At 56.7% G+C, this 12,103-nt stretch carries 10 protein-coding genes and 1 other RNA gene; 4 read left to right on the top strand and 7 right to left on the bottom strand.

From position 1 onward, the window contains the following. Positions 1-39: 39 nt before the first annotated feature. From U6G28_10205 to glpA, 3 genes are read right to left on the bottom strand one after another with little or no spacing between them, the layout of a single operon-like run. Positions 40-1,338 (bottom strand): anaerobic glycerol-3-phosphate dehydrogenase subunit C, encoded by a 1,299-nt coding sequence (locus U6G28_10205; GenBank protein ID WRS29874.1) that lies wholly within the window; start codon positions 1,336-1,338, stop codon positions 40-42. Then, complete coding sequence (gene glpB / locus U6G28_10200; protein ID WRS29873.1) at positions 1,335-2,660, bottom strand: glycerol-3-phosphate dehydrogenase subunit GlpB; 1,326 nt, start codon at positions 2,658-2,660, stop codon at positions 1,335-1,337. The genes U6G28_10205 and glpB overlap by 4 nt, the downstream gene beginning before the upstream one ends. Further along, the gene (gene glpA / locus U6G28_10195) at positions 2,660-4,243 is read right to left on the bottom strand and encodes an anaerobic glycerol-3-phosphate dehydrogenase subunit GlpA (GenBank protein ID WRS29872.1); all 1,584 of its coding nucleotides are present in this window, start codon (positions 4,241-4,243) and stop codon (positions 2,660-2,662) included. Before glpA ends, glpB begins: the two co-directional genes overlap by 1 nt. A gap of 287 nt (positions 4,244-4,530) precedes the next feature. Between glpA and U6G28_10190 the strand changes: the two genes are divergently transcribed. Continuing rightward, on the top strand, positions 4,531-5,340 hold the full coding sequence (locus tag U6G28_10190) for a site-specific DNA-methyltransferase (protein ID WRS31235.1): 810 nt from the start codon (positions 4,531-4,533) through the stop codon (positions 5,338-5,340). On the opposite strand, the gene U6G28_10185 is transcribed toward U6G28_10190, so the two are convergent. Then, positions 5,318-6,058: a DNA-3-methyladenine glycosylase I gene (locus U6G28_10185; GenBank protein ID WRS29871.1), complete on the bottom strand. Its 741-nt coding sequence runs from the start codon at positions 6,056-6,058 to the stop codon at positions 5,318-5,320. The genes U6G28_10190 and U6G28_10185 overlap by 23 nt on opposite strands. Before the next feature lie 197 nt (positions 6,059-6,255). Here U6G28_10185 and U6G28_10180 point away from each other — a divergent pair, with 197 nt between their 5' ends. The 3 genes from U6G28_10180 to U6G28_10170 are packed head-to-tail and all read left to right on the top strand — an operon-like array spanning position 6,256 to position 9,715. Continuing rightward, the gene (locus U6G28_10180) at positions 6,256-8,157 is read left to right on the top strand and encodes an anthranilate synthase family protein (protein WRS29870.1); all 1,902 of its coding nucleotides are present in this window, start codon (positions 6,256-6,258) and stop codon (positions 8,155-8,157) included. Then, complete coding sequence (locus U6G28_10175; GenBank protein WRS29869.1) at positions 8,157-8,990, top strand: Nif3-like dinuclear metal center hexameric protein; 834 nt, start codon at positions 8,157-8,159, stop codon at positions 8,988-8,990. Before U6G28_10180 ends, U6G28_10175 begins: the two co-directional genes overlap by 1 nt. Beyond that, positions 8,987-9,715 (top strand): hypothetical protein, encoded by a 729-nt coding sequence (locus U6G28_10170; protein WRS29868.1) that lies wholly within the window; start codon positions 8,987-8,989, stop codon positions 9,713-9,715. The genes U6G28_10175 and U6G28_10170 overlap by 4 nt, the downstream gene beginning before the upstream one ends. A 206-nt stretch (positions 9,716-9,921) precedes the next feature. Here U6G28_10170 and rnpB read toward each other — a convergent pair. The 3 genes from rnpB to map form a co-directional block, all read right to left on the bottom strand. After that, positions 9,922-10,273, bottom strand: an RNA gene (gene rnpB / locus U6G28_10165) — RNase P RNA component class A. Positions 10,274-10,300: 27 nt separating this feature from the next. Continuing rightward, the gene (locus tag U6G28_10160; protein ID WRS29867.1) at positions 10,301-11,053 is read right to left on the bottom strand and encodes an ROK family protein; all 753 of its coding nucleotides are present in this window, start codon (positions 11,051-11,053) and stop codon (positions 10,301-10,303) included. A gap of 39 nt (positions 11,054-11,092) precedes the next feature. Then, positions 11,093-11,911: a type I methionyl aminopeptidase gene (map, locus tag U6G28_10155; GenBank protein WRS31234.1), complete on the bottom strand. Its 819-nt coding sequence runs from the start codon at positions 11,909-11,911 to the stop codon at positions 11,093-11,095. Between the last annotated feature and the right edge of the window lie 192 nt (positions 11,912-12,103).

Raw genomic sequence — 12,103 nt, 5'->3', positions numbered from 1 at the left:
GTGGGTACTCTCGTTTTTCTCCAAGATGGGGGCGAGACTCTAGAGTCCGTAGGCGCGGTGGAGTAGCCAGATCGGATGAACCACATTCGCCCCGGTAGCGGTTCGCAGTTGCCAGCGACAAGTCTCAGTGTCACAGGCAGCGATCTCAGGGTTAACCCGTTTGATGAAGTCAAACACTGGCTTTCCGACGGCCTGAGCGATCTCGTACTTCTCTTTTTTCAGACCGTAGGTGCCTGCAATTCCGCAGCAGGGTTGCTCTGACTCGATAACCGTTACTCCGGGGACTAGCTCCATCATGTTGACTGCGGGCATTCCCATTCCCGTGCTCTTTAGCTGGCAAGGCGCATGGTAGGGAATCGTTGCCTCGAAGCTTCGGGTCCTCTCAGGAAGCTCGCCTCGTTCCTCAAGATCCATGATGAACTCACAGATGTCCCACGTGCGGAAGGAGACGTCTTTTAGCGCTTCGTCATCCATGCCGAGGATCTCATGCGCCTCGTGCCGTAGTTCGCCGCCACAAGAACCCGAGGCCGTGACGATCGGCGCGTCTCTATTGACGCTCCGGAGGTCAGCCGTGAGCTTGGAAACGTACTTTCGGGCATCGTCGTAGAGGCCGTTTGACTGGAGCGCCAACCCACAGCAGCCATGCTTTGGATTGAGCACCTCGTACCCGAGGAACTCAAGCAGTTCCACCGACTTAATCGAGGTTTCGACTTCGAAATACTCGCCCGCGCATCCATGGAAGAAGATGACCTGTCCCTTGGTGCCGGAGTTGGGGTGCGGGGTGTGTCGCTTGAACCAGCCGTCGAAGGTCTGCCGCTGAGCGACAGGCATCGGCGCGTTGCGAGCAATCCCGATCACCTTTTCGACGATGACACGAATCCAGTCCTGTCTCAGGGCCCAATTCGCTATCGGAGCGACAGGGGTCATGACTGCCCCCATGAAGGTTGTCCTCGAAATGAGGCGATCCCTGAGGGGAATGCCCTGCTGTTGTTTCATAGCGGTTCGGGCGTGGTGGTTGATCTCTGCAACCTTTACCCCTTGCGGGCACACCGTAGTGCAGGTGCCGCACGAGGAACAGTAGTCGATCGAATGGTCCACCGAAATGGAGCTCGCGCCGCGGAATCTCTCAGCCTGCGGGCCGACAAACTTCGGCCCGCTGAAGAGTGGAGTGACTCTAGCAACCGGACACTGGGTTTCACAGATTGTGCATTTAACGCATGCGTCCAGCGTTCCCCTGATCTTGAGATGCTCAAGATCAATGATCTCAGCACTGTCATGAACCGGGAGTGGACGAAGCGTTTCATCGTCAATCGAAGGGGTTTCGACTAGGAGGCTCATTTCTTGCTCCCTTCCTCTGAATCAATGGCACCTGCGGAAACAATAGAGTCGGCAGCGCGAAGACCCGTCAATAGCGCTATTCCGTCGCCGGACTTCTCGCGCCATCTGTTCGCTCCCCCAATAAGACCTCCGGCGGCCCTGAGGTTTGAGTAGACCGCCTGACCCGTAGTATCGAGCGGGCGCATCTGCTCGTCAACCTTGAGACCGACCCTGAATAGAGGTTGTTCTCCCCAATAGTCGCCGTTGATCATCTCGTCGGTGACCCCGTGAAGGGGAAGGTCGAACAGAGTCTCGCTGACCGTGCCATGTGAGTCCATTGCCAGCGATCCGGCCTCGAATCCTCCTGTTGCTAGGACAAACTCTTTTGCCTGGATGGTTGTGGGGTGTCCCGCGCTTGCAACGGTAACGGAGGTAACTCGATCATCGTCAGTGTCGAATCCGATAACGTGACCTCCCAGGATGAATCGGGAGCGCGAGGCGAGAACTCCCGTCTCATCCGGAATTGAGTGGATCGCGCCCGGGTCTTTCATTCCCGACTTGACCAGACGAGTAAACCGTTCGTTGAGCCGCATGCCGGGAACCGACGGGGGCTGGATCACAACCTCAAACACGTCATGGTCCAGTCGCTGCGAAATCCGTTTCCAGGCATTTGTGTCGGCAAGGCCCAGAACTGCTGGGAAACCGACGACTTCACCGTCAAGAAGGTGCGGTTTCACCAGCCTACAGAGCTCTTCTTGAACATCGGGTGAGTCAAGTGCTCGGGCGAACTGAACCGCGGACGAGTCAACCTCGCCTTCTCTGACCTCAAGGTCAACGTGAATGGCCCGAGCCTTAATGGGTGTACCGTCGGGATTGGTCTGACGTCTCAGGTTTTCGGCGGCAAGATCGGGATAAAAGTCCTTGAGCCGATCAAATCCGACCAGAACGATCTTTCGACCTGAGGGTTCACCGAAGACCATTGAGGGCTGGGGGAGAGCCGTAGGCCGAAGTGAACCCAAGGCTGTTGGTAGACGGTAGTTCTTGTGTCCGTCACCGACTAGCAGGTCATTTCCCATGAGATCGCGGATCCATTCGGCGGCAGAGGCGGCATCGTCGGCCGAGAAATGAAAGTACGGATGGGAGTCGTCAACCGTCTGATTGATTCCTTCGATCGGATCGTGGATCAGATCAGGAGTGTAACCGAGGAAGTCGATTGTTCCCTGGCCCAGCTGTATGCCACCGATACCTTTACTCACCAAAGCAACGGACTTCCCCTGCTGCATAAGGCGGGTTGCTGCGGTGAGTCCTGCAAGTCCTGCACCGATTACGACTACATCGCGCATTAGATGACCTCCGTCGCGGGTTCTGGCAGGTGCTCAAGATCTAGGGTTCCCAGGAATATCCAGCTGTCCAGGGCGGTTTGTCTGACCTGTTGGCCATAGAGAATCGGCCAAAGTCCAATCCAGCGATTTTTTAGGAAGTTACGGAGCAACTCGGAGGCTCGCTCGGCATCAACATTCTCCAGCTCGTGTGCAATGCCGGCGGCTCGACTGCTGCAGAAACCGCCCTGACACGGTCCCATTCCAAGACGCACCTGTCGACGGACATCGTCAAGATTGAAGTCAGTCAGTCCATCCATCACTTCGAGTAGCTTCTTGCGAGTTACTAGCTCACATTCGCAAATGATTTGCTGGCCCGACGGAGCCTCGGTCTCAGTTTCAACTTGGTTTAGTCGACGATCCAGGGTGTAAAGCCGGTGATCGGTGGAGCCCGGAACGGCCTCGTCTGCGGTACGACACTCGCGTTTGTCGCCCATCTGTTCGCACATTGCGTCCACAATGCGCTCTGCCATCAATCGATACGTTGTTAGCTTGCCACCCGCGATGGTGAGGAAACCGCTGACACCGTCGCGCTCTTTGTGATCGATGATCTGCATTCCTCGGGCCATGTGGCGCGTGTCTTCAGCGGAGACACGCGAGTCCTTCACCAGTGGTCGCGCACCGGCCCAGGCGTGGATTGCCCTGGACTTCCTAAATCCGGGGATCATCTCTTCGCCAGCATCAAGCATTTGCTGAACCTGGTCCTGGGGGATCGGCAGAATGTCTGCGTTTCCAGCCTTGTGATCCGTGGTGCCGATAATGCACACGGGGTGCGCGGGCACCAGAATGTCTCCATCTGCTGGATAGATGCAACGGTTCAACACCGATTGCGTCAGGCGGTGATTCATTGCGATCATGATGCCGGCTCCGGGGACTACTTCAACGTCATGACATCCAGCCATAGCGGCGATCTCTCCGCCCCAGGGGCCTGCGCAACTGAGAACAAAGGAGCAGCCAACCCTGACCGTTTCTCCAGTTCTTCGGTCTAAGCAGTACACGGCGGAAACCTGGCCGTCCTTGTGATCGATTTTGGTCACCGAGTGATAGGTCAGAATAGTCGCACCGTACAGTTCTGCACTTCGAGCTGCTCCCCAGACCAACTTCCATCCGTCGACGGTCCCATCTTCGACCGCAAAGGCTCTTTTGAGGCCGGGATCAAGTAGCGGCTCGCGTTTGAAGGCTTCACGAAGACTGATTTCCTCGACGGGTACCCTCGCGTTGACGCAAGCCTCCTCGTAGCCATCGGCAAAATCCTCTGAGTCGGCTGACGTTGTGACGAACAGTCCTCCGGTCGCCTCAATCGCGTCGGCTTGAATACGTTTGAGAATAACGTTTTCTTCGGCGCATTCGGTCGCTGATTCCGGGTCCGAAACCACATACCGGCCGCCCGAATGCAACAGACCATGGAACCGGCCGGATGTTCCCTGAGCCAGGTCAGCCCTCTCAATCAAGACTGTCTTGTAGCCGCGCATCGCAGCGTCGCGAACTACGCCCGCTCCAGTTGATCCTCCACCGATTACCACGACGTCCGCGTCAATGGTTTTCACAGTGCCTCCATGTGGATAGGAACCTCTTTATGTACCTACGGTCTACCAGGTTTTCAGAGGGAATTCAGACACATGAGAATCCATCGTTCGCCGCTGCCCCGAAGGCCAATCATGAGGCGCTTTCAAGGCCGCGGATGCTCGACATATCAAACGTTCTGTATTTGAATGAGTCCCGAGTTTCGTCACGCCATAATTGCGAAACCCGGCTTTGCCGATAACCTTGAGCGGTGGATCTTAGTGCGAAGTCAAACCCTTTGTCTCAAAGCACGGTAATTCTCGGAGACAACATGGAGGTGTTGCCTCAGTTCGATTCGGGTCTCTTTCAGCTGATCTACATCGATCCTCCGTTTAATACGGGACGTACACAGAGGCGTGCGACGCTAAAGACGGTTCGCTCCGAGGACGGTTCCCGCGTCGGTTTCCAAGGGAAAAAGTATCAGAGTATCCGTGAGGCAACGCGAAGCTACGATGACGCATTTGCCGATTACTGGAATTTCCTCGAACCTCGCTTGGAACAGGCATGGCGGCTACTCGACGAATCCGGAACTCTCTACCTGCATCTCGACTACCGCGAAGTGCACTATGCCAAGGTTCTACTAGATGGGCTGTTCGGAAGAGAGTGCTTTCTTAACGAGATTATCTGGGCTTACGACTATGGCGGTAAAGCAAAGAGGAAATGGCCGGCGAAGCACGACACGATCCTGGTGTATGTGAAGAATCCAGGCCGCTATTTCTTTGACTCTGAGACAGTAGATCGTGAGCCGTACATGGCGCCGGGGCTAGTGACGCCAGAGAAGGCTGCCCGTGGAAAACTTCCCACTGATGTCTGGTGGCATACCATCGTTTCGCCGACGGGCCGAGAAAAGACCGGATACCCGACCCAGAAACCCGAGGGAATTCTAAGGCGAATAATCCAGGCCAGTAGCCGTCCGGGCGATTGGGTACTTGACTTCTTCGCCGGTTCCGGAACTACAGGAGCCGTGGCCTTTCAGCTCGATCGTAAGTTCGTCCTCATCGATCAAAACCCCGAAGCATTCGACGTCATGCAAAAGCGACTCGGCCAGGATGTCATGTTTAGGCAGCTTGAGTCCGAGTAGCTCGACGTCTCCCGTCTGGTTGCCACAAGCCGCTGTCTCCGCGCCTGTACGCCTCAAGAGGATTCGTATCGACGATTCCCGCCGCCTGCATCAGCGCATAACAACTCTTCGGGCCAACGGCGGCGAACCCGTGATTTCTCAGGTCATTCGCCAGATCCTCTGACTCTGGTATCGACGGCGGGAGATCATCATGGTGTAGAGGCGGCGGCGAGGTATCTGGTTGATGCGACCACACCAAACTTGCTAAACCCCCCTCGTTCCTAAGTCTGACGGTTGCGCGTGCATTTGTCAGTGTAGATTCGATTTTTCTGCGGTTACGAATCACGGCGGTGTCACACATGAGTCGCTCGATATCTTCCTGACCCCACGACGCTAGTAGGTCCGGAGAGAACCCTCCAAAGGCAGCGCGGAGAACGGTCCGTCGGGTGAGGATTGTCTTCCAGCGGAGTCCGGCCTGGAAGACCAAGAGACAGAGGATCTCAAATAGATCGTCTTCGTCGGTTAGCGGTACCCCCCACTCGGTGTCGTAGTAGTCAAGGAGGACAGGATCTGTTCCGACCCAGGCAGGACGACGTTTTCCGTCGGATCCGACAAGGGTCGCTGGGGGGTGCCGCAAAGAAGGAAAGGTGATGTGAACTCCTTCAGGGATTGACCCAGAAGACTGGTTTGCGGGTTTTGGACGCGCTGGGCCATTGGGAAGGGTGACGGTGAGTGTCATATCGATTCGCTCCTAATTTGCTCGGGGACTGTTATCGAACAGGAAACGAGCCGGAAATGCGACCGATTGACCGCGCTGCTGTGGACGCAGGCTATAGGAGGGCCATGTGGAAAAGTGCTGCTACTGCGAACCGCGGCGCGCTAGCTCCTCGTTGGGCGATACTCTGGTGAGGTTGAAAACCTGAATCGGAGCAACAGATGACGCAACCAGCCATGCTTACAGACGACCTCGCGACGGTTCTTAGCGGACGTTCGTCCTGGCCGGTGGCAGTTATCCGACGTGAGAACGAACCCGAAGTTGATGTCTACACCGGAAGGCTTGGCAGCGCGTCGCTCCTTCGAGAGATCCCTCTGGAGGGGGACGAGGTCATTGCGGCCGTACCGTACCGGCAGATTCGCGAGCGGGGGTTCGATGCAATCGACGATGATGCCGCGCTGCAGTACCTGACTGTGGAGAAACACTGGAAGATCCCGTTGACCACACTGATCGGGGTTCTGCCGCAGGATAGTCCCGAGGTTGAGGACCTAGGCTTTTCCACAGACGACGAGGAGTATGCGAAACAGGTTGAGAGGGTCATCGAGGGTGAGATTGGCCGCGGCGAAGGAGCCAACTTTGTGATCCGACGGGACTACCGAGCACGCACTGATTCGCCCTTCCGAAGTGCTTCTCTATCATGGTTGCGCCGACTGCTGGCCGGAGAGCAAGGGGCGTACTGGACCTTTGCGTTCATCACGCCGGAGATGGCCCTGGTTGGGGCCTCTCCCGAGCGACACGTCTCTGCCAAGGGCGGAACCGTGCTCATGAACCCCATTTCGGGTACTTTCCGGCATGGCGGTACAGCCTCCACTACGGAAGACCTCCTTGCGTTCCTTGCTGATCGTAAGGAGAGCGAGGAACTGGTGATGGTGGTGGATGAGGAACTCAAAATGATGAGTGCCGTCTGCCCAACTGGCGGAGTAATGAGAGGCCCATTCCTTAAGCCGATGTCACGGGTCACGCACACCGAGTATCTACTTGAGGGCCAGTCCGATCTCGACGTACGGGAGATACTCCGCTTGACAATGTTCGCTCCCACGGTGACTGGGTCCCCGATGGGAAATGCCTGCACAGTGATTGCCCGTCACGAGACTTCTGGACGTGGCTATTATTCGGGAGTGTTGGCTCACTTCAGGCCAGACGGCGCTAGATATGAGCTGGACGCCCCGATCATGATTCGAACAGCTGAGGTAAGCGCCAATGGCGACATTAAGGTCGGTGCCGGAGCTACGTTGGTTCGCCACTCTGATCCCGCTGGTGAGGTACTCGAGACCAAAGTGAAGGCATCGGGAGTACTAACTGCCCTGGGTCTACTTGAGTCAAAATCATTGCCTCCCAGGGAACATCACAAACAGCTTGTTGAGGACCCGAGAGTCACGGTTGCTCTCGCTGCAAGAAATCGCGACCTGGCACCATTCTGGAGGGACGAGCAGACCGCCTCCCAAGCACCGGAAACGGCAAAACTCAGCGGAACAGCCCTTGTCATCGACTGCGGCGACGAGTTCACCACGATGCTCGCGCACCAACTCCGTCACCTTGGTCTCAATGCAAGAATCCTGCCGTGGGACCAAGTCGAAGATAATCCCGGGGAGGATCTAGTTGTTTTCGGTCCCGGCCCCGGAGATCCTTCGGACCGGAATGATCGACGCATTGTCCGAGTTAGTGAACTCATTGCTTCCAGAATCGAATCCGCTCTGCCGATGGTAGCGGTCTGTCTGAGTCACCAGATCCTGAGCTTGATGGCGGGCCTTCCAGTCGAGCCGCTCCCCGTTCCACGACAGGGTCAGCCAGTCCAGGTCACCCTTTTCGGTGAGCCATCGCTTATCGGCTTCTACAACACCTTTGCGGCGCGAGCGGCTGATGGGACCAAGACCCCCGAACTGGGCCTCGTAGCGCACTCAGAACCTGATTCCGATATCGTTCATTCACTCACCGGAACCGGAGTTGCTTCAGTTCAGGGACACTTGGAGTCAGTATTGTCGCTAGATGGTTTCCCGGCTCTTCGCCGTGTTGTGGACCACGCAATGATGTCGGGTGAGGCCCGCAAACAGGATGGTGAGTAATGCTCTCAGTGGGTGAGGTGGCTTCGTGGATGGACCGATGGTATCCGCCGGCGTGTGCCGCCTCGTGGGACCGAGTAGGACTGATCGTTGGTCGTAGAAACGCGGAGGTAGAGAGCGTCCTATTGGCTGTTGACCCGGTCCAAGAGGTACTGGAGCAGGCTTTAGAACTCCGAGTTCAGATGGTGATAACCCATCACCCGCTTTATCTGAGGGGTACGTCGTTTGTCAGCGAAGATGATGCCAAGGGCAGAATGGTTGCCGAACTGATCCGCAGAGACATTGCTCTTTTCAATGCTCATACAAACGCGGATGTGGCACCGGTGGGTGTCGCTGAGGCACTCGGAGCACTACTCGGTCTGGAACGACTCGTTCCATTTGAGCTATTAGGGGAGGATCGAGCCGTTGGATACGGTCGCGTTGGCGAACTTAGAGAATCACTCAGCCTGGCCGAGTTTGCGAAGCGGGTGGCGAGTCGGCTTCCGGCGGGACCAACCGGCCTGCTAGTCGGGGGAGACCTCGGACGACAAGTGAAGAAGGTCGCAGTTTCGGGCGGGTCGGGGGATTCTTTTCTTGCCCTCGCCAAAGAACTGGGGGTGGACGCATACGTAACGGCGGATCTTAGACACCACCCGGCTTCTGAACATCTGCAGGATGAGGGTCCAGCGCTGGTATGTGGCTCGCACTGGGCGACGGAGTGGCCTTGGCTGCCGGTATTGGCCGAGCGCCTGAAGAACAGGGCGGCCGAGTCGAGTTCTACATTGAATGTTAATGTCAGTAGCATTCCAACAGAGCCATGGACAATGCATCTTCCAACGAAAGGGGGAGCGCTGTGAGAGCATCAGCCATACAACAGGCAACGCTTCTTGAGCTACAGCAACTCGACCTAAAAACAGCGCGCTTAAGCCATCAGATGGCCATTCACCCAACGCGTGAGAAGTTGGCTGAGCTAAGGGGAAGGGCCGAGGATCTTGAACGGTTCACAATCGGGCTTGGGGCACAGATAGAGGACCAGCAGCGCGAACTCTCAAAGCTCGAAGGTGAGATTGAGAAAGTGAAGACCAGGGGCGCAGTGCAGCAAGAACGTCTCGATTCAGGCAAAGTCGGGATTCGAGACATGGGCGCGGTCGAGCACGAGATCGGCAGAATCCGCGACCGCCAGAATGAACTTGAGGGCATACTCCTCGAACAGATGGAGAAGGTGGAGGAAGCCGAGAACAAGCTCTCCGATGCCAAGGCGCAGATCGAAGTGCTGGTGCAGGATGAGCAGAGGACCCGCAATCAGCTAGAGGACGAGTTACTTGCGCCCAAGTCTGAATTGACTGGTCTGGTTTCCAAGCGTGAGCAACTTATCGCAGAGCTTCCAGATCAGGTTGTCGAAGAGTATGAACGACTTCGCGAGAGGTTGGGTCCTGTCGTCGTGCTGCGACTCGAAGAGGGGATGCTGATTAACTCGCCGGTCTCCGTATCTCAAGAAGAGCTTGACTCTGCATCGGTAGCTCCTGCTGACGAACTCTGGTTTAGCGAGGAGACTGGCTACCTGATTGCTCGTCCCGCTTGAGTCCGCGCTTGTCCGACTTGAGTCCGCACTTGTCCGGCTTGAGTCCGCGCTCGTCCCGCCTAAGTTCGCCCAGCACCCCATCTCGAGTCTTTCCTCGTTCCTCGCACGGATCTCCAATCCGATAGGGAAGCGACACGCCGTATTTCGGTCCGAGAGAATCCCCGTTGTGATTGGAAACCCGACGGGACAACGCAAACTGAAGAGTGTGGACGAGTTGGCCGATACGCCGGGTTCTGTCCCGACCGAAGTCGGTGGCGACCATTCATCTGGGACTTGCGTTGCCGCAAGACTCTAGCGGTCTACCCGAAGGCTTTGGGCGGGCCGCCCGGCCTTCTGCTTGACCTTGCTCCTGGTGGGGTTTACCTAGCCGACTCAGTCACCTGAGTCGCTGGTGCGCTCTTACCGCACCGTTTCACCCTTACCGCTTACGCGGCGGTCTACTCTCTGTTGCACTTTCCCTCGGGTCACCCCGGGTGGCCGTTAGCCACCACCATGCCCTCTGGAGCCCGGACGTTCCTCACCTGCGCATTGCGCGGGCGCGGCCGCCTGGCCAACTCATCCGTAATAAGTCTACCGCGAAGAGGACTAGCTTTGCTGGTCTGCGTAGTACGCAGCTCCGACAATCCCCGCCGTGTTAAAAAGTTCCGCTGGAACGATCTCGGCATCCTTCAGCTGGATGTACTTCAGGAATTCCTCGTGGTTCTTTGAAACCCCACCACCGACGACGATTCGATCAGGAGAAAATAGCATTTCAAGGAAGTTATAGTAGCGGTCGAGCCGGCCGCCCCATTCCTTCCAACTCAGGTCATACTTCGTGCGCTGCTTGGCCGAGGCGTGCGTCTCTGCGTCCCGACCGTCCAGTTCTAGGTGTCCCAACTCCGTGTTTGGAACCAGAATCCCGTTGTAGATCAAAGCCGAGCCGATCCCGGTTCCCAGCGTTGTCACGATGACGGTTCCCATAACGTTCTTCGCTGCTCCAAAAGCGCACTCGGCAACACCGGCCGCATCGGCATCGTTTAGGACAGTGACAGGGCGCCCCAGTTGCTTTTCATAGATCTTTTTAGCGTCCTTCCCGACCCATCCCTGGTCGAGGTTCGCCATGAAGCCAATAATGTTGTGCCGCATCGGTGCTGGCATTGCGATACCGATGGGAGCATCCTCCGGTCCGCCGAGTTCCTTAACGATCTTTACACAGGTTTTGGCAACCGCTTTGGGAGTAGAAGGTGTCGGTGTGGGAATCCGATGTCTCTCACCGATGAACTCTCCGGCATCAAGGTCGACAAGTGCTCCCTTGATGCCGGACCCACCAATATCAATCCCGATTCCTACTCGCGTCATTGGGAACGTGCCTCTCAATATGTTGCCAGCGTTGCTGGGCTAGGGGAGCGTGAGGATGTCAGCGCCATCCTCGGTAACAACAATAGTGTGTTCGAACTGTGCAGTCATGGAACCGTCTGCTGTCACAACGGTCCAGTCGTCGTCCCATTGGCGCCAGTCCACTCCACCTAGCGTCAACATCGGTTCAACAGTGAAGACCATACCCGGTTCCATGATCTCTGCGTGATCGGGCGCGGCGTCATAGTGCGGAATGATTAGTCCCGAGTGGAATGCCTCGCCGACGCCATGTCCGGTGTAGTCCCGCACGACTCCGTAGCCGAATCGTTTTGCATAGGCGCTAATAACACGTCCGATAACGTTAACTGGACGTCCCGGCTTAATGGCCTTGATCCCGCGCATCATCGCTTCTTTGGTGCGTTCGACAAGCAGTCGATTCTCCTCGGACGTCTCTTTGGCGATAAACATGGCGCACGTATCTCCGTGAACCCCGTCTAGGAAGACCGTGACATCAACGTTGACGATATCGCCCTCTTCGATCTTACGGTCATCAGGAATCCCATGGCAGATTACCTCGTTGATCGAGGTGCAAATCGACTTTGGATATCCCATGTAGCCCAGGCACGAGGGATAGGCTCCACGCTCGATAATGAACTCGTGAGTCCGTCGATCTATCTCATCGGTCGTAACCCCTGGTTCCACCAGCGAACCAGCGAACTCAAGCGCTTCTGCCGCTATTCTCCCCGCGCGCCGGATCCTTTTAACGATTTCTGGTGACTTAGTGTCTGAGGCCGTAACAACTTCAGGGCCGTCATGGAACATATACTCGGGACGCTCAATGTGCGCTGGGACGGGGAGCATCCGCGAGACTCGTCCCTGCTTGATTGGAGTTACGTTAGATCTGGTCTGCGGCATACCTCAAGCATAGGTCGCAGACCGATGGGTAACCGCGCATGAGTCGCCGGTGCGACCTTTACCACCTTCCATACGCAAATGGGCTTCGGGACGGCCCCGGGGTCAGGGAATACTAGAGTGGAGGGGTTCCGCACCAAG

The organism is Actinomycetaceae bacterium MB13-C1-2 (genome assembly GCA_035621235.1).
Taxonomy (GTDB): Bacteria; Actinomycetota; Actinomycetes; order Actinomycetales; family Actinomycetaceae; genus Scrofimicrobium.
Note: the sequence above shows the minus strand (reverse complement) of the source record. Positions and strands in the feature narration are given on the sequence as shown.